We start from the raw sequence: 25,428 nt of genomic DNA on the forward strand, positions 1-25,428 counted from the left end.
TGACGATAAAAAAAATTAAAACAAGGCAGGTCGATTTTTCGACCTGCCTTGTTTTAATAACTTTGCGACTATTTAATAGCATCCTTGACTTTGATTTTCCATATCATATGATCAAAGCCTTTTCCCCAATAATCTTTTAATAAATAATCGGGAGTTCCAAACTTCTTTTCCCATATTTTTTGGGCAATACGATACCCACTATCTAAACAAAATTCTTCTACTCCTCTATCCTTCAACGCTAGATACATGGATTTCAATAGTAAATTCCCTACACCAATCTTCTGGTAGTCAGGGTGAACAAATACAGTTCCTACCTCGTACAAATTTTTCAATGTACCATTGGTAGATTTACTTATAAATTCACTTGCCAGGCCATATTCAATTGAACCCATTATTCGATCCCCACCTACAGCGATTAAAAAATACCGTTGCTCACCGTGGCTCTCTAAGTCACTTTCCAAATACGCTCTCTTAGTCTCAATTTCATCCTCTATATCTTCCAGCTTGCTTCCAATACCTTCTTTAGCAAATGTGTCTGTAATCACTATTCTAAACAATTCATTTAACTTTTCGGTATCTTTATCTTTCGGCCTTCTGATTTCGACATCATTCATCTAGATTTCCGCCGACGTATGATTCAGTACAGCCCCCATTGAAAGCACACGGTTCCATAGCTCCATCAAACTTGTTATTTCATAAGTGGGTTGAATGCCGGACGTGTTTGTTTTTCTGGCAGGATTAAACCAGCAAGTATCAATTCCGTACTTATTCCCTCCTTGAATATCAGAGGTTAAAGAATCGCCGACCATAAGGACCTTACTTTTATCTGAAATGGCTAGCTTGGCAAATGCGTAATCAAAAATCTCAGCTTGAGGTTTTTGGTAACCCACTTCTTCTGAAATAACTACCTGCTCAAACATATGACGCAACGGAGAAAGCTGAATTCTGGAGGTTTGGACCTCTTTTATTCCATTCGTAATAATCGCCAAACGACAGTCAGATAGTACATCAAACAATTCAATCGCTCCGTCCATCAAAAAAGCACCTTCACCCAAATAACGTAAATAAGCAGCACTAAAGGCGTCTGGATTGAAGTCTAGCTTATGGGCAGTAAACAATCGTTTAAATCTTTCTACCCGCAGCTGTGCCGAGGTAATAAGCCCTTCCTCTGCCTCTCGCCACAACGCACTGTTGATCTCATCATAGCTGGATTTATACTCAGTGGCCCCTTGCGGTAATCCAAATTGGGCAAACGTATTATGTAGCGCATGACTCTCAGCCATCTTAAAGTCAAACAGCGTATCATCAACATCAAACAAAATAATTTCGTACTTCATGACGATTTCCAACCTCCATATCAAACGGAAAATAGACTATATATCAATGCAGTATGATCTCCCGGTAATTATACAGAACCTCATTGATCCGTCAAGTCATGGCAAAGAGAATGAAGTAATTATCCTATATTCCCTTGACAATCTCATTGGGAATGTTTCTGTCAAAAGGATAATCTCCTTATTCGAGCAAAGAAAAGTCGACTCCTTTAATAGGAATCGACCTTTTTGCAAAATCCTAGTGATTTTCATTAATCCATTCGGTTAATGTATGATTAAAATAATGTGGTTCTTCAAACATCGGGTTATGCCCACTATGCTCAAAAACCACCTTTTTTACGTTCGTGTAGTTACCATCGACCCGATCCCATAATGAAACGGGCGCGACCAAGTAATCAGTTCTTCCCAAACCAATGAATATAGGCTTACGGACATTCGCCAAAGACTGTATCAAGTCCATGTTACCGAAGGCTTCTCCCCATAAATAATCGATAATAGGCATGTTCGTGTACACATCATTCCACATGTAAGCCGCATCATAGGCAAAATCATAAAAACTTTGGGCTCCCATACGTATACACATGTGAACAAATCTTCTATCAGGATCTCTTTTGATATCACTCTCTAATAAAACAATATCCTTTTCAAAACGTGCCTTTCTTTCTTGGCTGGCTGTTTCATAAAAAAACGAACAGCTTTGCTGCTGTCTTTCTTGACTGTTCGTAGGCGCTGAATTTAATAGCACCACTTTTTCTACATAGGCCGGGTATCGTTTAGCATATTCCAAAGCCATAAAGGCATGCCCGGAGTGTCCTAACATGATAAATTGATCTAAATGAAGGCATTGTCTTGCTGTTTCTATATCATTGATAACTTTATTCAAAGTATAGTCTTCTGGTTTTAAAGCTCGAGTCGGTTTTGCAAACCCTCTATGGTCCAGAAAAATAAACTGAAACTTTTTATATAAATCATCTGAGAATAAACGAGGATAATATACACTACTTCCAATCACTAATATCGACTTTCCGTTACCTCTAATAGTATATTTCAGCTCAAATCCATCACTAATAATCGTTTGATAAGTACTCATTTTTAATCTCCTTTTCTTCTTTTAATCACTCCCTTTCCGTTGTTTAAATCCCTTGTGTTCTCCATAGATCGTTCCAGCACTACAACTCACCTCTGAAAGTACGTTTTTTTATGTTTTTTCTCGTTCGTCGGCACTACATGGAGTGTTCCATCCTCACTAAGCTCTGCATAGGCAATCTCGTCGATACTTTCATATCCCTGCTCTCGCGCCTTTACTTTTATCCCCTCTACATCAATCGTTTTCCCACGCATAGATTCATCTAGCAGCCTTCCTTTATCAATGACAGTAACGGAAAAAAGATCAGGCTTTGCATCTATTCCCATATCCTGAGCGGCGGGCGGCTCGTATTCGGGTTTGCGCATGACTGACAATGAGCCGTTCGTCTCTAACGTGGCGTACCAGACCTCACGCAGTGAAAAAATATTTTGCTGGCGCAGCATGGAAAGCAGCTGTGTAAATTCTATATCATATTTCTCCAGCATTTCCTGATTAACTTGCCCCTTATCCACGAGCAGTACTGTTCGGCCTTCTGCTATAGATCCAAATTTCACAAAATGGGTCGTCGCCTTTTCGAAAAAATAGGCCAGCGCACACCATAGTGCCAAAGCAAACAAAAGATGCCCAATGGTCACCTTATCGTCATATAACGTATTTCCCACAATTTCACTTAATACCAAAGATGTCAGAAAGTCAAGAGGTGTTAACTGACTGAGTGTTTTTCGACCTGTAATAAAAGTAATAAGCCACAGGCCAAAAAAACTGATGATCAATTTAACACCAATGGTGACAAATACCTCCATACCTATGCCCTCCGAAAAAAATTATATTCTTATGCATTATTTACACCTGTCTACTTCTGCATAAACAGAGGTTTATTTCATTCCTAAAGTTGTCTGAAAAAAAGCCCGCTACCAATTAGAGGCAGCGAGCTTTTTAAATTACGGCTATTATATAATCTTAGTCTTTCGTGTATTCACATGATTATCTACTTTTCACTAGTAGCTGAATTGCTTCTTTAACTAGCTTATCCGTATCTCCTCCAGCTTCTTGCTCTTCCAATATACAACGTTGCAGATTTTCTGCTACAATTTGAGCAATTGCTTTATCTGATGCGTTGCGCACCGCTGATAGCTGGCTGACTACATCCTTGCACGATTTTCCTTCATCCATTAAACGAAGAACCCCACGTACTTGCCCTTCAATTCTTCTCAGGCGCGTTTTCAGTTCATCACTGTAATTGTAATCCATAAGCAATGCACTCCTTTTTTGACTTACCATATACACGTATAGGTATATTATAAACCAAAAAAATAAATAGGATACCCTAAATAAATAGATTCACCCTACCCTGCGAAGCGTCTCCCAAGTAGGCGGCTACTCCAGCATATTCCACCCCGTCTATTAGCTCTTCTTGTTGTAGTCCTAACAGATCCATGGTCATGGTACAGGCAACGAGCTTGATTCCCTGCTCACGGGCCAACTCTATTAGCTCTGGAAGGGAGAGTGCATTATGTTTTTTCATGACATGCTTGATCATCTGTGGCCCTAGTCCGGCAAAATTCATTTTAGAAAGCGCGAGCTTTTTCGGTCCACGAGGCATGATCCAGCCAAAAGCTTTTTCGAGCATTCCCTTATGGGTACGCACGAGCTCATCCTTACGCAATATATTTAGCCCCCAAAATGTAAAGAAAATAGTTACTTCATGATCGTATGCCGCCGCCCCATTCGCAATAATGAATGCAGCAATCGCCTTATCCAGCTCTCCACTGAATAACACAATCGTTGTTTTAGGTTGAGCATGCTCTTGTTTCACTGTATATGCTCCTAAGGTTGTGCTCATATAGAATGACTCCCCTTTGTTTCTCCTGCCCACGCAGATATGCCTGAAAGTACAGATTTGACGCTTTTAGCACCTCTGTCTGCCAATAACCGGCAAGCTCTTTCACTGCGTGCTCCAGCTTGGCAGATGACTACGATTTCATCTTCCAGATTCAGCTCAGCGAGTCTGTTCTTCAGTTCTCCGAGAGGGATGTGCTTAGATCCAGGGATGTGTTTAAGAGCAAATTCATCGGGCTCACGAACATCCAGCAAAATAAATTTCTCCTTTGCAGACCATTTTGCTTGCAGCTCTTCATGGCTTATCGTTGAAGAAAAAGCTTGCTCCTCCTTCACTTCGGTCGGATTTGCTTTGCGTATATAATGTCGCATGACATCCCCTTCTTGAAGAGTGCCCAAATACTGATGTCCGGTGCCTTGGGCCCAGCCTTGAAAATCCGCTAACGAACCCTTGTCAGTCACTTGAACCTCCACAATCTGTCCAGCAAAAAGCTCATTCATAGCTTTTTTTGTTTTTACAATCGGCATAGGACAAGCTAGCCCTTTGCAATCAAGAATCTGGTCTGCTTGGATATGATTAGTTAATGACATCGTATAACCTCCGCCTGTTTTTTGTGGGGCTTAGTTAAGCTCTAGATCTTTTATACATATACCCCTATGGGTATAAGAATAGCGAGACTAAACATCTTTGTCAACTTCGTCAGCCACTTTTTGATCTGAAACTAACCAATTCCTGTCTTATACAAAATAAAAATGAACACAAAAAGCCGCGCAAAAGCGCGACTCTACTGCTGCATAAAATTAATCGTCTATTTTCATCAGTTCTGGCAGATCCAGCGACATCGAGATATTACATAGCATGCCTCTGGCGAGAAAAAGCATTGTTCTTTCCAAGGCTTGCTCAATACCTGCCTGCCGAAAAGCATCATAGACTGTCGTATGAATTTCACGAAACCCCTGCTGCATCACGCTTGCAATCACATCCTCGTGGATCGTCTGCGCCTGCATTTGTAAAAGTATCTCATTGCGATATTCCGTCATAATTTGCGAGTAAGCTGCAATCAATTCTTGCTCTAACTGCTCAGACGAAACCGAATGAATGACCCGGTGAAAGGAATCTATGATGCGTGCAAATGAAACTTTCAGAGCTTCAACAAGTAAGGCTTCTTTGGTAGCAAAAAAGCGGAAAACATAGGGCTGAGAAATATTAGCCCGTTCCGCAACTTTGGCCGTTGTAGCACGATAGTAGCCCATCTCCGCAAAGACTTCGATGGCTGCAGATATGATTTCCTTTTGACGATTTATTGATGTTGATGTAGCTTTAGCCATATTTTTTCATCCTCTTATTTATCACATTTTCCTAATAGTGATTAATCAATTACTGATTAGTATAAGTGTCACAATTTAAAAAAGCAATGGACCAAAAAAGTCGTATCCGTGATTGCGATGGAAACAACCTTTTTGGTCCATTTTATTATGGTGTCATCGAATTAAAGTATAATCGAACATAATTGACCTTTTGCGTATTGGTTTGATAGGAAAATACTAGATAATAACTAAGACCTGACGTGTCGTTGATCTTATAATTAGCTTCTGCTGTGCCGGATATGTCTCTAGAGGTGTCGATTGTTTCTGTGGGCTGGCCCAGCTCGCCAATAACTTGTTTGATAAGCAACCTCTTATATTGTGGATTAGAAGAGGTGATTTCTGTAACTTTGTCACTCCCATCCAGTACGAGATCTGTATGATATTTGGCGTAACTTCTCATAGGGCCTGTAGAACCGGAATCCGATTTCCCCCATAGCTCGAATAAGAGATCGCTGCTCGTTCCCAAACCAAGACCTTTAGGCAGATTGGGCAACGTCCCCTGCTTGGCTGCGCTCATTATAGCAGCTGCGGAACTGTGTTTACTGTCAGGTGAGGCTGTACTATTAGCAGGTTTCTGCTGTGTCGAGGTTGGGTCTTGAACAGGCTCTTTTCCAGTATTCTTGGAATTTTCTGCATCCGCACTAGGCTTACTGGTACCTGTACTCGTCTCGTTATTGCGGGTACCTTGCTCATTTGTATTGGAGTCTGTATTCTGATCTGTTGAATTTTGGGCAGATGGTGTGGCTGCTTTTGGTGTGGATGGAGCAGCTGTGCTTGTTTCCCCGCTATTGCCGCATCCTGTCATCACGGTAAAACTTATTGCCAATAAAGCGCTGGTAGTGACTAGCTTGCAAGCTAATGTTTTACGATTACGAGATTGATGTGTAGGTTTCATTATAAGATCACTCTTTCCTTGTTCTTGAGTACAAACCAAGTGTAACTGAACCTCATTTCCAGAATACCTCTACTTGTATCCAACTTGTAAACAAGCGCATTTATAATTTTCTAATATACCTACCTGCGATCATAAATTCCTAGCTGTTGCTTAGAAAAGGCGTAAGGGGAGTCACTCTTCATTAACCATATATTCCCTTTAATAATAAAGATGTATACAGCAAAAACAAAGTAGATTGTGCCTGCAATCCAGTCTATTGCCGTAGGAATGTCTCGCTTTACAATTTCATGGATATACCAGATTCCGACAGGGACATGCAGGAGAACTGCCGTACACAAACCGGGATTATATACAGTTTTTGCTTTGAGATTGACAACAATTCCGTGCCAGATGACCTGAAAAAATCCCATCAAAACAGGTGCGAGTCCAAGCCAGATTACGTGGGGGAACCAGACGGGGAGTAGATAAAATACATAGGCAATGGCCACATTAATGATCATTGCTGATTGAGTGTTCAAGGGGTAATGATCCGGGGCTTCACTTTTAAACAAAACATTGTTAAATAAACCCGCAAAATATCCGGGCCAGCGGTATTCTTCAAATTGGTGAAACAAAATAGCCACAAAGCTTAACCATAATATTCCTGATATATCCGAGAAAGTGGCAGGATTTATAAGCAAAACAATACATACAGCCACTCCAATTATGGCTCCTGCATCTTGCCAATATTTTCGCAAAAACGCCATGGTATTCACCCCTGAGATTATTTTTGATCGAAATATCTATCAAACAGCAGGTTTAATTGTTCCTCTATTGAGGGCATTTCCACAACTGCTCCTGACTCAAGAATCGGACTCATCAGTGCAGGTAGAAAAATAGCTCCGAATATTTGCAGCATCATTGCTAACAACCGCTCCGACTGTTGCTCACCTGTCAGCTCCTTAATCGTGCTCTGCACCTTTGGAAACCCCATCATGTTTAAAAATCTTCCGTATTCCTGTTGAGATGTAAAGGGTGTGCTGCCCATCACAATAATTCGCGACAGTAGCTCTGGATATTGGCGAATGACCTGTAAATAGTTAAATAAAAATTGTTTCAGTCTATCTTGCGGAGGCATCGCTGTATTGTCCAAAACAGAAAATGTGTGCTGAAAGCTGTTTAGGATCACTTCAATAGCTTCGCTGAGCAAATTTTCTTTGGAGCCAAAATAATAATTAACTAGAGAAATATTAGTACCAGACAGGTCAGCAATTTTTCGGATTGTAACCGCCTCGAAACCTTCCTTTTGAATAAACTCCAGCGTAGACTGTAGAATTTTTTCTTTGGTTTGTTGTTTTTTGTCTGGGTGACTCATCTTTTTCCTCCTCCTCTTTAGTTTAATTCTAACGGACAAATGAAAAGGACTACTTTAAGCAAAATAGCAATTCAAACAGAAATTAAAACGATATTTAAAACGATGTTTAAATTATTGTTTGAACTTACCTTAGCACTTTACACTTCACAAAACAAGTAAAGATATGAGAATTAGGCTATAAAAAAACCCGCAGAACGAATCAGATCGTTTGCGGGTTGATGAATTGAGTTTGAGAAAAGGCCTAAATGGCCCAATTTCCTTTGCGGAACACAGCCTCTTTGCTTCCATCTTGCAGTTCACCGTCAATATCCAGCTCAGCTGAGCCGATCATGAAGTCAACATGAGTCAGGCTGACATTGGCACCGTTCTGGAGCAGTTCCTCCCGGGTCATCTGTGTCCCATTTTCGATGTTAAATGGATAGGCACTGCCTAGAGCCAAGTGGCAGGAAGCATTTTCGTCGATACCTGTATTATAAAAGATGCGGTTGAGATTAGAAATCGGTGAATCATGCGGCACCAAGGCAACTTCTCCCAGATAGCAGGCCCCTTCATCTGTAGCGAGCAAATGAGTGAGATGCTGCTCGCCGGATTCTGCTGTATATTCGGTGACCTTACCGTCCTTAAAGGTAAACGTAATGCGATCTACCAGTTGCCCATTTAAATTAAGTGGCATGGTACTTGTGATGTGGCCATTGACACCTGTACGCTTAGGCATTGTGAACACTTCTTCTGTCGGCATATTTGCCACAGTATAAATTCCTTGGGCGTTTTCGCCGCCACCACCACGCCAAATATGTCTTTCGGCCAATTCAATTTTCAAATCTGTTCCTGGTGCACGATAATGGAGGCTTTTATAGTTTTTATGATTCAGCTTGTTTTGTAGCTGTTCGAGATTGTTTAAATGTCCCTGCCAATTTTGAATTGGATCGGAGCCGTCTACACGATTCATTTGGAAAATCGTATCCCACATGACACGAATTCGGTCCTCTTCTGCTATATCGGCAAATACTTTATCTGCCCAAGCCTTCGTCGGCGCTTTAATCAGGCACCAGCTAATCTTAGCATTCCGCGTATAGTGAGCATAGCCTTCTCTCGCCGTAGCCGCTGCTTTTGTCGCACGAGAAACCTTTTGCGGATCAATGCCTTGATATAAATCTGGGTTTGGTACTTTAATCGTTAGTGTGGCTCCACCCTCCTCGGCAAATTTCTCCATCATCTCTGCCTTCCAAGCCGGGTAGTAATCAAAGCTGGCTTCGTCACCATGTTCAAAACGGCTGCGTGTAATGGAATCGTCCTCAAACTCTACCTGCACAAATTTAGCGCCTGCTTCATAGGCTTTGCTGACAATCAGGCGTGTAAATTCAACTGTTTCCAGTGGTGCAGTTACCAACAACGCCTGTCCGGGCTGAATGTTGACTCCTACTCTTACGACCAGCTCTGCATATTGCTCCAACAAAGATTCAAATGTACTCATTTTTCCACGCTCCTGTTCCCGTTTGGTTATGTTGAATGATTTCATCACTACAGTGAGGACTGTTTCTCCAGTTCACGCAGCTCCACTCTTCGTATTTTGCCTGAGCTGGTTTTAGGAAGCTCTTGAATAAACTCTATTTTTCGTGGATATTTGTAAGGTGCCGTCCACTTTTTCACATGATGCTGCAGTTCCTTCACTAACTCTGGTGACCCTTCTACTCCGGCTTTGAGCACGATGAAGGCTTTTACAACATGTCCACGGATTTCATCCGGGCTGGCTACCGCTGCACATTCCTGCACAGAATCATGCTTCATCAGCGCTTCTTCTACTTCAAAAGGACCGATGGTGTAGCCAGAACTGATAATGATATCATCACCACGTCCTTCAAACCAAAAATATCCATCCTCGTCCTTCCGAGCCCGGTCGCCCGTTACAAAATAATCCCCATGTACACTAGCTAATTTGCGTTCTGGATCATGATAATACGCATGAAACAATGCGGGCAGATCAGCACGCACGGCAATGTCGCCCACTTGCCCTGGAGCCAGCGGAATACCATCCTCGTCTACAACCTCAACAAGTCCCGGTGCAATGGATTTGCCCATCGAGCCTGTGCGAAGAGGTTCATCTCTTAGATTACCAATAATTAATGTACTCTCCGTTTGGCCATAGCCGTCGCGAATCGTAATGTTGAACTGCTCCTGAAACTTGTTAATAACCTCCTGATTGAGCGGCTCTCCCGCAGAAACTGCGCTGCGCAATCGAGATAGGTCATATTGATCCAAACCATCTGTTTTTGCCATAATCCGATATTCCGTCGGCGTACAACACAATACTTGAACCTCATATTGCTGCAGTAACTGCAAATAACGACCCGGACGAAACGGACCATTATATACAAATCCAGTCGCCCCATTACCCAATACTGATAAAAACGGACTCCAAATCCATTTTTGCCAGCCAGGTGCAGCTGTAGCCCATACGATGTCTGAAGCTTGAATATCCAACCATGGTGATGTTATCCGCAGATGGGCATACCCCCAGCCATGACTATGTACAACACCTTTAGGATTGCCTGTGGTGCCTGAAGTATAGGCTAGAATGGCCATGTCATCACGGTGTGTTTTCACAGCTTCAAAAATATCTTTCTGTCCTTCCATCAGCTCATCCAGCACGAGCCAGCCTGGTGCATTTGCTGTGCGGTCCCCAGGAACTACAATACGATGAGCCAAAGCAGGCAAATCATCACTTATTTTGTCTACTTCACTTGTTACACCGGTCCAGGCAATGACTGCACGCGCTTCCGAATGGCGAAGTCGATATGCAATGTCTTTGGCCCGCAGCATTTCTGAAGATGGAATGACAGCGAGCCCCAGTTTCAAGCATGCCAGGTAAATGACATATGCAATAATACGCCGTGGTACTACGACCAGAACTCTGTCACCTTTGTTAAAACCTAGACTTGCAAGTCCTCCAGCCAGCCGGTTTGCCTTTTTCAACAGCTCTCCGTAGGTGATTTCTTCGTATTCCCCTGTCTCACTTAACCACTTGAGTGCGGTCTTACCAGCCTCATGGTGTTCCATTTCCGAAGTCATATTGTAATATTCAGGCGCAAGCCATTGTTGCTGATCAGTCAAATTATACCTTCCCCTTTATACATAAGATGAGAGCAACTTTCTTCATGTAGTATAACACGTCTTAGTACCAGGTTCTAATACCAGAATTAATTTTTTTGGCAAAAAATAAAATTTGTAAAACAAACGACAAAAAGAAAGAGCCTGGATACAGACTCTTTTCTTCACTACTATTGCGACTTACAACTCAATGTCTACTACTGTAGAGGCCACTTCCTGCCCATTTACGAGCAGCACGATTCGGTGCGCTCCCGCATAATGACGACGAGTTGTCAGGTCTGCGAACCGATGTGTTCGTGTACCCGTTAGACGGGTTCCTCCAGGGACCGTTTTGTCAGAAAGTAAAAACAGTTTACGCGAGACTTGACCTCTCGCCTTTACAAAGTCGATGCCATATTCGATGCGAACTCGTACAGGTTCACCTTCTCGAAGCTGAAGTACATAGCTCAGCTCACAGTGACCTCCGATTTTTAACACGGCAGGGTCTGTGGTGAAAGAGGCTGCTGTGACCAGCGGTACACCATCCGTCTCATCCGCATAGCCGAACATCGCCATCACTTCAGGGATGGATTTGCGAATCAGAGATCGGCAGCCATGACGCACAATCCAGTCGGTATCAGGATGTGCGCCCTTCCACCGTTGAGCCGTTGCGATGACAATATCGGGATGATCCTTGGCAATATCGTTCAGGTTGTTGGCTACACTTTTACGTACATACAATGATGGATCGGCCTTCAGCAGTTCCAATACGGCCAATACCGGAGCAGGATCACGTTTGAAGACAGGCAGCGCCTGTCCCCAAGGCAGCCGCGGACGACATCCCTCGCTGGCAAGACGGCGGACGTGTTCACTGGGGTGTCCCGCCCAGGTTGTCATCTGCCGCATCATCCGTTCTGGTTCTCGTAGGAGGAAGGGGCGCACAGCGAACTCAGCAGAGGATTTTGATGTGAAGCGCTCCAGTGCATTCATGGATAAGTCCCAATGCTCTTCTCCCTGCCCATATACCTCTACGAAATCAGGGAAAAACAAGTACGGAAACCCGCTACAGTGTTCATCTATGGCAAATAAAATACAGAGGGCTTCTTCGTAACTACTGGGCAAAAACGCTCCTAATGTTAACGAAATACGCCGTATTCGCTCTTTTAGCTCCAGCTCATCCCATTGTTTATCCATAACTTGATGGATAAATCCGTCAATGTCGAACGGGCTGTATGCAGCCTGTACTTTATCACCAAACAGACGAAGGAATTCCTCCGTGTACATATTTTTTAGGGGCTCGGCCATTGTATATCTCCTTTTGTATACGAATGTAAGCAAAAACGATGTATGAATTATTTCTTTGTCTATGATAACCATAAATCGTGAGCCAGCACCAGCCCTATTTGGAGTTAGGAGAATGAATACAAGGCATAACTAAAAATTCCAAGTCCTAGAATTAGGACTTGGAATTTTTCCGAAAATACGACATATCAAATGAGACTTATATTTTGTGTTGGACAAACCAGTCGGTAATGCGTTGCAGTCGTTCCACGCGAAGCTGTGGGTGCCCTTTACGTGAAAGCTCATGACTGGAATCCGGGAAACGGACAAATTGGGTGGGCCTCCCCAAGCGTCGCAATGCTGTAAACAGCTGCTCCCCCTGCTCAATAGGGCAACGTAGATCCTGCTCTCCATGTAATATGAGCAGCGGTGTATTGATTTGCTGTACATAAGCCAACGGAGACTGCCTCCACAAAAGCTCGAAATCATCCCATGGATTCCCGCCGACTTCATCTTCAGTAAACGAGTATCCTATGTCACTCACTCCATACATCGAGAGCCAGTTAGATATGGAACGCTGGGTTACAGCTGCGCGGAAGCGATCTGTATGACCGACAATCCAGTTTGTCATAAAACCACCATAGCTGCCTCCTGTGACACCTAGTCTTTCCGGATCAATGAATGGGAATTGGCGTATAGCCTCGTCCATTGTGCCCAGTAGATCGGTGTAGTCACGTCCACCGTAATCTCCAAGGACAACATTGGTAAAAGATTGTCCGTATCCTCGGCTTCCTCCCGGATTCGTATAGATGACTGCATACCCCTGTGCAGCCAGCAACTGAAACTCATGAAAAAAGGAATTAGAATACATGGCATGGGGGCCGCCGTGAATTTCCAAAATGGCAGGGTAAGATCCCCCCTCTTCAAACCCAACAGGCTTCATCACCCACCCCTGTACGCGTCGGCCGTCCTCGACCTCAGTCCAGAAGCTCTCAGGCACACTAATCTCAATCTCATCAAGCAGAGAATCATTCACTCGTGTTAGCCGTTCCTCGGCCCCTGAATGGATCGCAATCCGGAACAAATCACCTGGTAAAGCAACATCAGTGGAAGCAGCAATGATATGCTGTTCATCTGGAGTAAGCTCAAATTGATAAATTTCTCGTTCACCTTGGGTTAAAATTTTACAAGTTCCATCAAGTGCAAACTGATATACATGCACATTTCCTTCAATAGTTACCAGTGTATACAGGGATTTACTGTCCGCACTGAAGCGTGGTGGTCCTACATGAAGATGTGAACGCATATCGCTCATACCCGCATTACCCAAGTGAGCATCAAAAGTCTCGCTAACGCACACTGTCGTTCCACCACTGGAGGGAACCGTGTACAGTCTGGTCTGTGTAGCCCCTTTGGCATGTCGATCATGACCATAAAAGGCAATCGTTGTACCATCGGGAGAGAAAGCGGCACTCTCGATCTGAAGCTCGGAATGAGTCAGCTTAAACGGTGCTGCCGCATTCCCATTAGAGACCGTAGGAGCTATCGTAAACAAATCGTTTTGCTTGCGCAAATCTGTATCCTCTTTGGCATGCTCCGCTATTCTAGCGACAAATAAAATCAGTTCGCCATTCGGTGACCAGACGGGCTCTGCCACATCATAAGCGCCGGACGTCAGTTGAACCGTGTGCCCTGAAATTGCGTCAGTTACATACAAGTGCTCACGAGTATCATCCCACAGTCCATAACCGTCGGATTTAGCTTTTGTTCGACCCACGATTCGTCCCTGAAGTTGTTTCTCTTGATTTCCTACATCGGATGTAGAGGATGACTGACTCTCGGCTGTTTTAGCTACAAACGATATGTATGCTCCATCCGGCGACCAGGCGATTGAACGTACATTGCTCTCTGCATATGTAAGCTGACGAGCTTCCCCTCCACGTGCTGGAATAACCCATACCTGTCGCTTGTTGTTTGTTGTACGAAGAAAAGCAAGTTGTGACCCGTCCGGTGACCAGACAGGTGTTTCATCTTTCGGTCCGTAAGTAAAGGGGATCGGAGCTTCACCTTCGAACGGCAACAGCCAAATGGCCGAGTTATAGTCTGTTCGCTCTTCATTAATATACTGTTCTACATAAGCGATTTCGCCACTCGTAGGATGAACAGCTGGATCGCTAACCCAGTGAAATCGATATAAATCCTCGGCTGTTATACGGCGTTTGGTGTCAGATTGCGAGTTGCTCAAATAAATTCCTCCTTAACACGATCAGATTTGTACAACTTCACATTTAATTATTCCGATTAAGTTTATAAGAATTTAATAAATACACAATTACGTTACTCTTTTTATGTATCTCTGTCAATTTGTCCAAAGCACAAAGACCCTCTCTCAGTCGCTATGGACTCGAAAACACCGCTGCTTCGGTTGCTTTCATGAGAGAGGGTCATACAAGCCCTTCCGGAGAACGAATCGACTTCATCCATTCCCAGTGATCGGGTCTAATTTCAGTTAGCAGTCTCCGCTTCCTTCTTTTCATGGATGTAGGTGGAATATAATTCAGGGTTCACTACTTTACGCAGTAAATGCATCGTTCCGTCCCCTGTTCCATGGTCAAAAGCATGGATACGTTCATATCCCCAACGCTCGTACATGGATAATAAATAGGGATGCTTTTCTGCTGTCGCTAATGTCACAGCAGGAGCTTTGACCTGATCACGAATAATCGTTTTCTCTACCCAATTCAACAGTTTTTTTCCATATCCTTTTCCCTGAGCAGCCGGGTCTACAGCAAACCACATCACAAATGGAAGATCGGTTATAAAATTAAGGGCTCTATTTTTTAGATGACTAACGGTAGCCTGGATGACACCATCGACTTCCAGCACATAGCAATCATTATTTTTAATGTTTTCTTGAATGAGAGCGACGTCTGCCTGAGCGGCAGGCCATTTAAGCTCCAACTGCCGAATTGTTTCATATGCCTCATACGTTATATACTGCAATCTTTCTGCATCCTCTTGACGTGCCAGACGATAGATCTCGCTCATAGTTCCCCGCCTCCCTATAGTATTGTAATAATGTGCATAAATTTTTTCAACTAATCCTATCTTTTTAATCAGAAATAAAAGTTAACATAACTGTAGCATGCTCACCATTCAGCGACAAATTAATTTTTTCTATACCTTCATTTAAAATAACAATATCCCTTGAGGGTTGGAAAGTCCGCAATTCAAATAAAAGCAAAAAAGCCCGAAAGCCGGGCTCATTTACTTTCTAGACCAATAGAATGCTGTCCCTGTCTCTGGGGCATTCAAACCAACCTGTACGCTGTGTTATTCCGCAGGGGCAACAAAGCTGCGTTTGGCAAACTCGCTGTCCAGCATATAAAAGGCATTGCTGTCTCTTTCAATGCGCTTAAGCTTCTGGATAACACTATCGAACAGAGCTTCCTCTTCGACCTGCTCATCAATAAACCATTTCAGAAAATGGATCGTTGCATGCTCACGTGCATCGAGGGCCAAGTCAGCCAAATGATAAAATTTTTGTGTGTTTTGCTGCTCATGCTTGTAGCCATGCTCAAATACGTCCAGCATGGAATCATAGCTGTTTTTGGGCTCCGGTAATGCTGCCAATGTGGCGCGTCCTCGACGGTCATTAATGTATCTATACAGTTTCATAGCATGAAACCGTTCCTCCTCTGCTTGTACCAGGAAGAAGTTTGCAAACCCATCTAGACTTTCACTGGAGCAATAAGCCGCCATTGCCAGATATACGTGAGCGGAGTAAAATTCAAAGTTCATTTGCTCATTCAGAGCCTGTGCCAAATTGTCATTCATGTCTTAGGTCACCTCGGTCATTTATGTAATGATGTAACGATCTTAGTGTACCATGAATTTGATCACAAAAAAACGGACGGAAGTGAATTCAGACATACTCACGTTCCGCCCGTCATACTGACATTTAGTTTACAATCAAGGCTCCAGGCCCCAGACATGTTTGTCGTTTATATATAAAGGTGTTTTGTCCCAATCTATATAAGAGGTCTTGGTGGCATCATAGGAAAAATCATCGCTTTCGTTATAGTTGCTCCAATCCGACTTGTTCATACGAATCTGAATATCCCCTGTGTTTTCTCCAGCTGCCAAACTTCCCGCACCGGCTCCAAAGGAGATTTCCAAATAATAGTCTGCCCCGGTTACGGTCTTATCCAGCTTCACAAACCGTCCCAGAACATTGCCGCTACCCAATTGCGCATAATCACAGTGGAACTCCTGCGCCTTATCGCCATCTACTGTATAGTAGTATCTCAGCTTGACGTTTTTGAGATCAATAGCCTCTTTACCCTTGTTTACGACACGGAAGAGTGGTCGAATCTGGTTATCCCCCGGGTTGGTGTCGCCCACACGGTATTGGGCAATTACATCTCCCTTTGCCGGAATCGGGGTTGCTGTTGGCTTGGCACTGACCTCGGCAGAGTCCGGGCTGGTCCCCAAGGAATTTGTTGCACTTGTTACATAATAATAAGTGGTTTCATTCATCACCCCTGTATCCTTGTATGTGGCGTCGGTTACCGTTGCTACCGTTGTATACGGACCACCACTGGTTGTAGAGCGCTTAACCGTGTAGCTATCAGCACCCGTCGCTTTGCTCCAGGTTAATGTAACTTGCGCATCGCCTGCACTTGCCTTTACATTAGACGGGGCCTTGGGAGCTGTAGGTTCGGCTGGTCCACTACCATTAATGAGACGATCATACTCTGCATAAGCAGTTGCCATATCTACTTGGGACCAGAAACGGTGATACGTAAATTCTGGTGCACCCTTATCCCATTTTTGGGTCTGTTTGTTCCATGAAGTCGTGTATTTGTCTTTAAGATAGGACCATTGTGGATCTTTGGTGATATTAGGGCGAATGTCGCTATAGCTGGAATACGTACCATTACCGCCCTTGGACGGGTCAGACGGAGTAGCATCTGTACCTGGGATGGTATTGCCTTGCCCAGTCTTACCACTCCATCCGCTCGGGATATATACTTCTTTAGTAAAATAACGATAATAATCTTCGCGTGCTTCCTTCGTTGTAATTCCAATGCCGTCGTTATAGCCCCATGCTGCATCAAGCAAGGCTTTGGACAGATCTTTGGCTTCTTTGCCTAGCGCGGTGTAGTCTCCTTTTTCAGCTTTTGTTCCGGCAGCGAAAAAGGTTAGCGCTTTCACATAACTGCCCAGCACTCCTGCATCCTGTCCTGGATTTTTGGTTACGACATGAAGATTGGTATTCCCTTTATGATTGGCAAATCCGCTCCAGGTTTCAGGCTTTCCACTCCATTCGAGATTGCTCGGCAGCCAGAACTCACCTTTAGCTACTGTAGTGGCTACCTTCGGATTTTTGCCACCCAGAATACGCTTGCCTTGTGCATCCAAATAGTAACCCTGCGCATCAGTTACAGGCCGTTCGTTGGCAAATACATAGCTCTTGGACCAAGCGATCCAGTTTTCCGTCACTTGTTTAGCCATTTTAAACTGCTCAGACGATGTGTCACCTTTCTTGGCTAAAATATAGTAAAGCTCAGCAATCCGCTCGACAGGCCAAGCCTGCATCCCAAACCAGTTGTTGGACGGTGGATCTTGGTATACAGGAGCTCCTGTATAAGCCATGCCATAAAAGGTACTCGTGCCAGATGGATACGCCTTATACGCACCATCCCAGCTATTCGTTGCTCCCCCTGCAATGGCCCCTTCATCAGATTGCAGCCAAGTATAAAATTCCAATTGCCGTTTGAGCGAAGTCGCCCAGTCCTGTCCTGCCGTAGGTGAATTTGGAATCAAGCCGCTATCCTTATCGGACAATGCATACGCAGCAACGACATTCTGGTAGCCCTGGTGCGCATGGCTGGCACCAATCCGCCAAGCCCAGTTGCCGCTTTGGCCCAGTCCGCCGCCCCAAGCCGTATACCATGCCATTAGATAAAGACTGGCATCCTTGCCCGTACCAGCAATCGGACTTCCATTGGAAGCGCTTCCCACTTTTTGGAAGTATTTATCGTACATGCCGTAACGCAAGAAGTCTCCCATCTTTTTAGCTTTGTCCAAATATACCTGGTTGTCATAACCCAGTTCTTTTGCCCAGTACATAGCTTGAACCGCCCGTGCATCTGCATCCGTGGCATTCGTGTAGCGCCATTGCTGAGCAGGAGCATTATTTTCCTTGGTGAACAGGCTCATGAAGCCTTCATTAGGCTTGCCAAACTTGTGATTATCCTGCGATGGATGCGGTACAGCCTCCCAGACCGATTCCTGCTCCCCGCGCTGGAAGGTGTTCACATAGGTCGCCGTATGTGACGGATTCAGCAGATTGCCAAAACCGTACCAATTGTCTACATCCAGCAGCCAATGCATCAGGTAGGTCTGATTGTTGCCATAGGTTGCCTTCAGCTCAGAGTCCAGTGGGTCCTTGCCAGCACCATACTGACCACTCAGACGGCTTGGGTACTGATCCGGCTGCGGATATTCTGCGGCATAAGTGGCAGGGCTGTTCGGATTATAGTTACTCATTGTAGGCTGCTCTTCCTTACCGTCACCCTCATTAACAGGAATGATATATTTCTCCATGTTGTCCCATGCCGATTCCAAATGACCCCAATCCCCGGTATAATGACCATAGAGAACTTCCAGCCACATCCAATAGCTGTAGGCTTCCGAGGTCGTTAAGTGTCCATAGTCAGGGGCCTCACTCATCAGTGTTTCAACGGAATGATAAGGGATACCTTCTTTTGAAAAGTAACCGCTAGCCGGGTCCTTCAGTTGTTTATACATTTGCAAAAAGCGTGTCGATTCAGGGGTTGCGGCTGATGCACGATCGGGTTCGGCCTGAAATAAACCCAAGCTTAACGGAAGTACCAAAATGGCTGACATGACCATAGAGACAGATTTTTTGAACACAGATTTTCTACTGATCACTTTTGCATTCATCCTCTCCATTATCAATATTGGCTTTACTCAAAATCTGGTTCCGAAAAACGACAGCACAAAAAGACAGCGCCATCACCTCACTTTCCCGTTATAAAGGTGGAGGACACGCTGTCCATAGCTCCCCAAATGCTTTACATTGGCCCTGGCAAGAATATACCACACTAGTCGCCAAATGAGAGTCGAAAAATTCAATATGTTTGGAATTGCGCAAGGAAAATTGACGAAATCGATAGGAATCGGTACTATTTCACAGGGAGGCGTTGAAACATGAAAGTGTTGGTGTTGATTGGCTGTATCGTGATGTTTTTAGCTGTAGCTTTGGGAGCATTCGGGGCGCATGCGTTGAAAAAAAGACTTTCCGCAGACATGATGAGTATATTCCAAACAGGAATTCAATATCAAATTGCTCACGGTTTGGGTTTGTTGCTACTGGGAGTTCTTGCTGGCAGCTTGGTCCATGCTTCTCTTATTGTAACCGCAGGTTGGGTTATGCTGGTGGGCATTCTCCTGTTTTCCGGCAGTCTGTATGCTCTTAGTGTGTCTGGTGTAAAAAAGCTTGGAGCCATCACCCCGATTGGCGGGCTGGCTTTTTTGGCAAGCTGGATCATCGTAATTGTGGCGGTAGTGCAAGGTTAAGCGAAGGTAAAGAACAGAGACTTGGAAAAGTAGGCGCTTCCAAGTCTCCTGAGTTATTGTCCATTTATTGATGAATAGGAAAGAAACTATGACTTCGTTGGTACCTGCTGTGCTTTCTGAGCCGCGATCCGATGACCTTCGATAAAGCGTTTGGATTGAGCCATCTCCTGCTCCTGTGCAGCTTCCATAATAATATGGACCCCTGGCTTGTACTGCTCCAGCAGTTCCATATATAGACCATAGTTCATGTCACCAAAACCCGGCGGTACGGTCTCGATTTCACCTGACGATGACAAACGTCGGTCTTTGGCATGCGCTGCGATAATCCGAGGTCCCAACAACTGAAAAGCTTCGCGTATGATCTCATCCTGTCGCGCCAGGTTCTCCGTTTTTAGCAGATTACCCGGATCAATCACAACGCCAATGTGCGAAGAGGGCACTTCTTCCAGAAAGGTAGCAAGCTCTACTGCTGTTCCGACCAAGTGATCGTTAGCAGCTTCCAGGCCTACGAAGACCCCCCATTTCTCCGCTTCATCAGCTAGTTCTCGCACAACTTCTTTTACAACTCTCCAGTCTCGCTCCGAATAAGGAGTTCCATCCTCATTGCGTCCGACTTCAGCTGCAACCATGGGTGCTCCTAGCAGACCCGCATATCGGATCAGCTCTTTGAAACGCTCTACATTTTCACGTAACAATTTTTCATCTTGTACAAAAAAATGCAAATAGCATCCGAGCACCGATATGGATACTCCGTGCTTACGAAATTCCTCTGCAATAGACAATGCCAATCCGGGATTGAACTTGCCAGGTTTATTAAAATCGACATCACTGATCGCTCTCCACGGAGCGAGCTGAACATGAGTAAAGCCCGCTGCCCCCACCTTTGCAGCCAACTCGCGATAAGGCAACTTGCCAAACAAATGTGCCAAAACACCTACTGTCATGAACAATCACCTCTTTTTATTTGTGTATTCTACTAATCACCGTACTCAACTCCAAGGACTCATTGATGATTTCTGTAATTCGTTCTACCTCATCATGAATAAAGAAGTGTCCTCCCTCAAAGTTAAACACACGAAATTGCTGATCCGTATGCTGTGCCCACGCCTCTGCGTCTTGTAGGGCCACTGTGTTGTCAGTCAGCCCTGTCAAGGCGGTGATAGGGCAATGTAAAGGCGTAGCTTTGCTCATATACTTATACATCTCGACTGCTTTAAAATCTGCTCTTAATACTGGCATAAAATAGTCATACAATTCCTGATTGTCAAAAATGGCTTCCGAAAGTTGACCATATCTCTGTAAATGCGTTCTGAACTGATCTGCAGGCAGATCATGTAGCCACGGGAGATTTCTTGGGATATGCGGCGCCCGTCCACCCGAAACAAATAGATGAGCCGGCTGACCATATCCACCAGCCACCAGCTTATAACACAGCTCAAATGCAATCATCGTTCCCATGCTGTGGCCGTATATAGCATAAGGATCACCAGGGACTAACTCTTGGCTGATTTGATGCAGTAGATCCTGGCTCATCTCCTCAATACTATCCTTTAGCGGTTCCCCAGAACGAATACCTCTGCCCGCCAATTCCAAAGGGACGAGTCTAATCTGTGGAAGCAGAAGCTTTTTCCATTTGAAGCTGACTGATGCCGATCCGCCTGCATATGGAATGAAAAATAATGTGATAGGTGCCATTCTTGCAACCTCCTGTGTTGCGGAATTCTAACTTTTTTATTTTAGCACAAAAAGGTATATTTACCCATTTCAAATATTTTGCAAATTCGAGAAAGAAGGTTGACGAATTCAAGCACATTTTGCATAAAGCAGGAAATGTCTTCCTTAAGAAAGAACTGCTGTATGTTTGAATATAATCATGTGTTGGGTCATTTATGTTTTCAATTCGAGAGGAGTCTTGCGCCATGAAGTATGGTTTCTTCGATGATGCCAATCAAGAATATGTCATCACCACCCCTCAAACTCCGTATCCCTGGATTAATTATTTAGGTAATGAACGATTTTTTGGATTGATCTCCAATACAGGCGGCGGCTATGCATTTTATCGCGATGCTCGCTTACGTCGTTTAACACGTTACCGGTACAACAATATTCCAGTCGATAACGGCGGCCGCTATTTTTATATTTATGATGAGGGGGATTATTGGACTCCGGGCTGGATGCCGGTTAAAAGGGAACTGGATCAGTATGAATGCCGTCATGGACTTGGCTATACCACAATTATGGGTGAACGCAGAGGTATCCGGGCTACGCAACTAGCTTTTGTGCCCCTCTCTTTTGACGGCGAGGTCCACCAGGTCAAGCTGCAGAACACATCGTTACAAACTAAAAAGATCAAGCTCTTTTCATTCGTCGAATTTTGCCTGTGGAACGCCTATGACGATATGACCAATTTTCAGCGCAATTTAAACACAGGCGAAGTTGAAATACAGGACTCTGTCATCTTTCACAAGACGGAATACCGTGAACGCCGCAATCACTATGCTTTTTTCTCTGCGAATCGTCCGCTGGCAGGTTTTGATACAGACCGTGAAGCTTTTCTCGGTCTCTACAATGGACTGGATCAGCCTCAAACCATCAAAGCAGGGCAAGCATCTAACTCAATAGCCAGCGGCTGGTCCCCTATCGGGTCGCATTGCATTGAGATCATACTAGAGCCGGGCGAAGAAACAAGCTGTAACTTCGTACTCGGTTACGTGGAAAACCCCGAAGAAGACAAATGGGAGTCTCCCGGTATTATTAACAAAAAACAGGCTCATGCCATGATCGCGCAATTTGCGAATGAAACCGACGTGGAACATGCATTGAATGAGCTGCGAAGCTATTGGAACGATCTGCTGTCCAAGTACACCCTTCAAAGTCACGATGACAAGCTGAACCGAATGGTGAACATATGGAACCCATATCAATGTATGGTTACATTCAATATGTCACGTTCGGCTTCGTATTTTGAATCCGGTATTGGACGTGGCATGGGCTTCCGCGATTCAAATCAAGACTTACTTGGATTCGTTCACCAAATACCGGAGCGGGCAAGGGAACGGATTCTCGATATCGCTTCTACTCAGTTTGAAAATGGCGGGGCATATCATCAGTACCAGCCGTTGACCAAAAAAGGCAATCACGAGGTTGGCGGCGGCTTTAACGACGATCCGCTGTGGCTTATTGTCGGTACCTCAGCGTATATCAAGGAAACCGGAGACTTTGGCATACTGGATGAACAAGTTCCCTTTGACGGGAATATAGATCGTGCTGCTTCGCTGTTTGAACATTTGAAGCGTTCTTTTTATCATGTTGTAGACAACCTCGGTCCCCATGGTCTTCCCCTCATTGGCCGGGCTGACTGGAATGACTGTCTAAATCTCAATTGTTTTTCCGCTACACCAGATGAGTCCTATCAGACGACGCAGAATCTGGAGGGGCGAATTGCCGAATCTGTGTTCATCGCCGGACTATTCGTATATACTGGACCGGATTTTATTGAGCTTTGCAAGCGCAGAGGCTTGAATGATGAAGCAGCTACAGCTCAAGCACATGTGGATCGTATGCGAACAGCCACAATGGAGCATGGATTTGACGGGGAGTGGTTCTTGCGTGCGTACGACCATTATGGTAACAAAATAGGGAGCAAGGACTGTGAGGAGGGCCAAATTTTCATAGAGCCTCAGGGCTTCTGTGTAATGGCAGGCATTGGCGTTGAAGAAGGTCTGGCTCATAAAGCTCTCGACTCTACACGTGATCGGCTGGAAACTCCCTACGGCATTGTACTACAACATCCGCCCTATTCCCGCTACTATATTAATCTGGGTGAAATTTCTTCTTATCCCCCTGGGTATAAGGAAAATGCGGGTATCTTCTGTCACAATAACCCTTGGATCATGATGGCCGAAGCCGTCATAGGACGTGGGGATCGCGCTTTCGAGCTGTATAGCAAAATTGCTCCCGCTTATCTGGAGGACATCAGTGACATTCATCGTACCGAGCCATATGTGTATGCTCAAATGATTGCGGGCAAGGATGCCGTTCGTGAAGGCGAAGCCAAAAATTCCTGGCTAACAGGTACTGCGGCATGGAATTTTATAGCTATCACTCAATCTATTCTCGGTATTCAGCCGGAATGGGACGGCCTGCGTATTGATCCGTGCATCCCCAAATCCTGGGGGGAATTTACAGTTACCCGCGTCTTCCGTGGTGATACCTACGTGATTCATATCACAAATCCACAGCATATCTCCAGAGGTGTAGCTACGATTACTGTAGATGATACGGTCCTTACGAATAACATTGTGCCGGTGGCAGGAGATGGAACCATTCACCAGGTAAAAGTGCTACTGGGCTAGAGAGTTCATACCTTTCAAAAAAATTAGCTTCAACTTCATCACATAGTATCTTATAATACGAGAATGGCTAAAGATACATTAAGTGTGGTGACATCATGAACAAGACAAAACGGCTTACTCAAACTATGGATTACAAAACAAAGCAAGCCCGCTGGGTACGCAAAATGTTATTACTTTACTGGACGATTATAGCTGTACATTTTGTTGTCCAGCTGGGCAGCTACTTATTCCTTGATTATTCCGCTTCGCCTTATGAATTTTTCGTTGGAACTCTTATTGTCCCCACGCTAATCATGAGTGGATCCAACTTACTTGCAGAACTGGCACATTTTAAATTTAACAGGTTTTCTTTTGTGATTCTGTTTATGGCAAGCACTGTCATTTGTTGGATGATTATTCGCCTAAACTATGACATCCGGATTATTCCAGCCCTATGCTTGTTGCCTATTTTCTCTTCAATCCTGTTCTTCAATCGTCGCTTGATATGGCTTTCTTTTGTATTGCAAGTGATCGTCTTTTTTTTGTTGCTAACAATAGATGAATCATTCCGCAGCTATTTGTCACAATTTGATATCGTGGCGATTCCAACATTTTTGATTATGTCCACCTTTATTGCCCTCATTATTCAGGCCAGCGGCCGCGATTTGTTAGTGGATTTATACAAAACAAAGCGCGCTCAGCAAGAATTAATGATCAGTAACGCGATTATCAGCAAAATGTCCATGACCGATGGTTTGACGAAGCTGTACAATCATTTGTCCTTTCAAAACTTTTATGAAAAGGCACTGGAATATGCTGAACAAGGCGCGGTCATCCATCTGGCGTTAGTGGATATTGATAATTTCAAGAAGATCAATGACACTTACGGGCATCAGTTTGGAGATAAAATTTTGGAAGGTATCTCGCAAATTATTACAGAGCAGATTACTGCCAATGATATTCCGGCCCGCTATGGCGGTGAGGAGTTCGCTATTTTAATGTTCGAGCATACATTTGAGGAAGCCTATCAGATTGTGGAGAATATAAGGCGTGAAGTGGAGAAGATGACCTTTCAGGAGAAAATGCAAATCGTTTCTGTAACCGTAAGCATTGGATTAAAAAGCTATACCGAAGATATGAATAAAGACAAAGATGTATTTTTCCAGGAGACAGACGACTACTTGTATCAAGCCAAGCGCTCCGGTAAAAATAAAATTGTTGCTCTGAACCATATCGCTTAA

At 44.3% G+C, this 25,428-nt stretch carries 23 protein-coding genes; 3 read left to right on the forward strand and 20 right to left on the reverse strand.

Features of this window, described 5'->3' with window-relative positions:
* Positions 1 to 68: 68 nt before the first annotated feature.
* The 18 genes from ABEW32_RS06905 to ABEW32_RS06990 all read right to left on the reverse strand — a co-directional run bounded on the left by ABEW32_RS06905 (position 69) and on the right by ABEW32_RS06990 (position 19,205).
* Positions 69 to 614, reverse strand: coding sequence for a GNAT family N-acetyltransferase (locus tag ABEW32_RS06905; RefSeq protein ID WP_430185963.1), 546 nt, complete (start codon positions 612 to 614; stop codon positions 69 to 71).
* Entirely contained in the window at positions 615 to 1,337 is a 723-nt protein-coding gene (locus ABEW32_RS06910; protein WP_430185965.1) for a YjjG family noncanonical pyrimidine nucleotidase, read from the reverse strand. It lies immediately after the preceding gene.
* Between the two features lie 235 nt (positions 1,338 to 1,572).
* Complete coding sequence (locus tag ABEW32_RS06915) at positions 1,573 to 2,424, reverse strand: alpha/beta fold hydrolase (RefSeq protein WP_430185967.1); 852 nt, start codon at positions 2,422 to 2,424, stop codon at positions 1,573 to 1,575.
* Between the two features lie 86 nt (positions 2,425 to 2,510).
* On the reverse strand, positions 2,511 to 3,224 hold the full coding sequence (locus tag ABEW32_RS06920) for a YetF domain-containing protein (protein ID WP_430185969.1): 714 nt from the start codon (positions 3,222 to 3,224) through the stop codon (positions 2,511 to 2,513).
* 181 nt (positions 3,225 to 3,405) lie between these two features.
* The gene (locus ABEW32_RS06925) at positions 3,406 to 3,672 is read right to left on the reverse strand and encodes a metal-sensitive transcriptional regulator (protein WP_013310304.1); all 267 of its coding nucleotides are present in this window, start codon (positions 3,670 to 3,672) and stop codon (positions 3,406 to 3,408) included.
* A 76-nt stretch (positions 3,673 to 3,748) separates the two neighbouring features.
* Positions 3,749 to 4,264: a DsrE/DsrF/DrsH-like family protein gene (locus tag ABEW32_RS06930; protein ID WP_430185971.1), complete on the reverse strand. Its 516-nt coding sequence runs from the start codon at positions 4,262 to 4,264 to the stop codon at positions 3,749 to 3,751.
* On the reverse strand, positions 4,261 to 4,851 hold the full coding sequence (locus ABEW32_RS06935) for a sulfurtransferase TusA family protein (protein ID WP_430185973.1): 591 nt from the start codon (positions 4,849 to 4,851) through the stop codon (positions 4,261 to 4,263). The genes ABEW32_RS06930 and ABEW32_RS06935 overlap by 4 nt, the downstream gene beginning before the upstream one ends.
* Positions 4,852 to 5,061: 210 nt before the next feature.
* Positions 5,062 to 5,589 (reverse strand): TetR/AcrR family transcriptional regulator, encoded by a 528-nt coding sequence (locus ABEW32_RS06940; RefSeq protein WP_430185975.1) that lies wholly within the window; start codon positions 5,587 to 5,589, stop codon positions 5,062 to 5,064.
* A gap of 145 nt (positions 5,590 to 5,734) precedes the next feature.
* On the reverse strand, positions 5,735 to 6,523 hold the full coding sequence (locus ABEW32_RS06945; RefSeq protein ID WP_430185977.1) for a DUF4309 domain-containing protein: 789 nt from the start codon (positions 6,521 to 6,523) through the stop codon (positions 5,735 to 5,737).
* A 119-nt stretch (positions 6,524 to 6,642) separates the two neighbouring features.
* On the reverse strand, positions 6,643 to 7,269 hold the full coding sequence (locus ABEW32_RS06950) for an HXXEE domain-containing protein (protein WP_430185979.1): 627 nt from the start codon (positions 7,267 to 7,269) through the stop codon (positions 6,643 to 6,645).
* 17 nt (positions 7,270 to 7,286) lie between these two features.
* Positions 7,287 to 7,877: a TetR/AcrR family transcriptional regulator gene (locus ABEW32_RS06955; RefSeq protein ID WP_430185981.1), complete on the reverse strand. Its 591-nt coding sequence runs from the start codon at positions 7,875 to 7,877 to the stop codon at positions 7,287 to 7,289.
* 241 nt (positions 7,878 to 8,118) lie between these two features.
* Positions 8,119 to 9,351 carry an aminopeptidase gene (locus tag ABEW32_RS06960; protein WP_430185983.1) on the reverse strand — a complete coding sequence of 411 codons (1,233 nt, stop codon included), beginning with the start codon at positions 9,349 to 9,351 and terminating at the stop codon, positions 8,119 to 8,121.
* A 47-nt stretch (positions 9,352 to 9,398) separates the two neighbouring features.
* A complete protein-coding gene (locus tag ABEW32_RS06965; protein WP_430185985.1) occupies positions 9,399 to 10,988 on the reverse strand; it encodes an acetate--CoA ligase in 1,590 nt (529 codons plus the stop codon).
* Positions 10,989 to 11,165: 177 nt separating this feature from the next.
* Entirely contained in the window at positions 11,166 to 12,269 is a 1,104-nt protein-coding gene (locus ABEW32_RS06970) for a DNA alkylation repair protein (RefSeq protein ID WP_430185987.1), read from the reverse strand.
* Between the two features lie 196 nt (positions 12,270 to 12,465).
* The gene (locus tag ABEW32_RS06975; RefSeq protein ID WP_430185989.1) at positions 12,466 to 14,490 is read right to left on the reverse strand and encodes a S9 family peptidase; all 2,025 of its coding nucleotides are present in this window, start codon (positions 14,488 to 14,490) and stop codon (positions 12,466 to 12,468) included.
* Between the two features lie 260 nt (positions 14,491 to 14,750).
* Positions 14,751 to 15,293 (reverse strand): GNAT family N-acetyltransferase, encoded by a 543-nt coding sequence (locus tag ABEW32_RS06980; protein WP_430185990.1) that lies wholly within the window; start codon positions 15,291 to 15,293, stop codon positions 14,751 to 14,753.
* A gap of 285 nt (positions 15,294 to 15,578) precedes the next feature.
* Positions 15,579 to 16,082: a ferritin gene (locus tag ABEW32_RS06985; protein WP_013371107.1), complete on the reverse strand. Its 504-nt coding sequence runs from the start codon at positions 16,080 to 16,082 to the stop codon at positions 15,579 to 15,581.
* Positions 16,083 to 16,217: 135 nt separating this feature from the next.
* Entirely contained in the window at positions 16,218 to 19,205 is a 2,988-nt protein-coding gene (locus ABEW32_RS06990) for a glycoside hydrolase family 48 protein (RefSeq protein ID WP_430185992.1), read from the reverse strand.
* A gap of 279 nt (positions 19,206 to 19,484) precedes the next feature.
* Between ABEW32_RS06990 and ABEW32_RS06995 the strand changes: the two genes are divergently transcribed.
* Complete coding sequence (locus ABEW32_RS06995; RefSeq protein WP_430185994.1) at positions 19,485 to 19,853, forward strand: DUF423 domain-containing protein; 369 nt, start codon at positions 19,485 to 19,487, stop codon at positions 19,851 to 19,853.
* Between the two features lie 86 nt (positions 19,854 to 19,939).
* Here ABEW32_RS06995 and ABEW32_RS07000 read toward each other — a convergent pair whose 3' ends face one another.
* Both ABEW32_RS07000 and ABEW32_RS07005 read right to left on the reverse strand, forming a co-directional pair.
* The gene (locus tag ABEW32_RS07000; RefSeq protein WP_430185995.1) at positions 19,940 to 20,797 is read right to left on the reverse strand and encodes a sugar phosphate isomerase/epimerase family protein; all 858 of its coding nucleotides are present in this window, start codon (positions 20,795 to 20,797) and stop codon (positions 19,940 to 19,942) included.
* Positions 20,798 to 20,813: 16 nt separating this feature from the next.
* Positions 20,814 to 21,548 carry a thioesterase II family protein gene (locus ABEW32_RS07005; RefSeq protein WP_430185997.1) on the reverse strand — a complete coding sequence of 245 codons (735 nt, stop codon included), beginning with the start codon at positions 21,546 to 21,548 and terminating at the stop codon, positions 20,814 to 20,816.
* A 224-nt stretch (positions 21,549 to 21,772) separates the two neighbouring features.
* Between ABEW32_RS07005 and ABEW32_RS07010 the strand changes: the two genes are divergently transcribed.
* Both ABEW32_RS07010 and ABEW32_RS07015 read left to right on the forward strand, forming a co-directional pair.
* The gene (locus ABEW32_RS07010; RefSeq protein ID WP_430185999.1) at positions 21,773 to 24,208 is read left to right on the forward strand and encodes a glycoside hydrolase family 94 protein; all 2,436 of its coding nucleotides are present in this window, start codon (positions 21,773 to 21,775) and stop codon (positions 24,206 to 24,208) included.
* 95 nt (positions 24,209 to 24,303) lie between these two features.
* A complete protein-coding gene (locus tag ABEW32_RS07015; protein WP_430186001.1) occupies positions 24,304 to 25,428 on the forward strand; it encodes a GGDEF domain-containing protein in 1,125 nt (374 codons plus the stop codon).

The sequence above is a fragment of the Paenibacillus jamilae genome, assembly GCF_050482105.1.
GTDB classification, from domain to species: Bacteria; Bacillota; Bacilli; order Paenibacillales; family Paenibacillaceae; genus Paenibacillus; species Paenibacillus jamilae_B.

Coding starts and splice junctions, on each gene's coding strand:
- ABEW32_RS06905 (WP_430185963.1), bottom strand. CDS start 614: ATGAATGATGTCGAAATCAGAAGGCCGAAAGATAAAGATACCGAAAAG.
- ABEW32_RS06945 (WP_430185977.1), bottom strand. CDS start 6,523: ATGAAACCTACACATCAATCTCGTAATCGTAAAACATTAGCTTGCAAG.
- ABEW32_RS07005 (WP_430185997.1), bottom strand. CDS start 21,548: ATGGCACCTATCACATTATTTTTCATTCCATATGCAGGCGGATCGGCA.
- ABEW32_RS06950 (WP_430185979.1), bottom strand. CDS start 7,269: ATGGCGTTTTTGCGAAAATATTGGCAAGATGCAGGAGCCATAATTGGA.
- ABEW32_RS06960 (WP_430185983.1), bottom strand. CDS start 9,351: ATGAGTACATTTGAATCTTTGTTGGAGCAATATGCAGAGCTGGTCGTA.
- ABEW32_RS06920 (WP_430185969.1), bottom strand. CDS start 3,224: ATGGAGGTATTTGTCACCATTGGTGTTAAATTGATCATCAGTTTTTTT.
- ABEW32_RS07015 (WP_430186001.1), top strand. CDS start 24,304: ATGAACAAGACAAAACGGCTTACTCAAACTATGGATTACAAAACAAAG.
- ABEW32_RS06910 (WP_430185965.1), bottom strand. CDS start 1,337: ATGAAGTACGAAATTATTTTGTTTGATGTTGATGATACGCTGTTTGAC.
- ABEW32_RS06925 (WP_013310304.1), bottom strand. CDS start 3,672: ATGGATTACAATTACAGTGATGAACTGAAAACGCGCCTGAGAAGAATT.
- ABEW32_RS06995 (WP_430185994.1), top strand. CDS start 19,485: ATGAAAGTGTTGGTGTTGATTGGCTGTATCGTGATGTTTTTAGCTGTA.
- ABEW32_RS06980 (WP_430185990.1), bottom strand. CDS start 15,293: ATGAGCGAGATCTATCGTCTGGCACGTCAAGAGGATGCAGAAAGATTG.
- ABEW32_RS07010 (WP_430185999.1), top strand. CDS start 21,773: ATGAAGTATGGTTTCTTCGATGATGCCAATCAAGAATATGTCATCACC.
- ABEW32_RS06915 (WP_430185967.1), bottom strand. CDS start 2,424: ATGAGTACTTATCAAACGATTATTAGTGATGGATTTGAGCTGAAATAT.
- ABEW32_RS06930 (WP_430185971.1), bottom strand. CDS start 4,264: ATGAGCACAACCTTAGGAGCATATACAGTGAAACAAGAGCATGCTCAA.
- ABEW32_RS06935 (WP_430185973.1), bottom strand. CDS start 4,851: ATGTCATTAACTAATCATATCCAAGCAGACCAGATTCTTGATTGCAAA.
- ABEW32_RS06955 (WP_430185981.1), bottom strand. CDS start 7,877: ATGAGTCACCCAGACAAAAAACAACAAACCAAAGAAAAAATTCTACAG.
- ABEW32_RS06970 (WP_430185987.1), bottom strand. CDS start 12,269: ATGGCCGAGCCCCTAAAAAATATGTACACGGAGGAATTCCTTCGTCTG.
- ABEW32_RS06985 (WP_013371107.1), bottom strand. CDS start 16,082: ATGAATGACAATTTGGCACAGGCTCTGAATGAGCAAATGAACTTTGAA.
- ABEW32_RS06940 (WP_430185975.1), bottom strand. CDS start 5,589: ATGGCTAAAGCTACATCAACATCAATAAATCGTCAAAAGGAAATCATA.
- ABEW32_RS07000 (WP_430185995.1), bottom strand. CDS start 20,797: ATGACAGTAGGTGTTTTGGCACATTTGTTTGGCAAGTTGCCTTATCGC.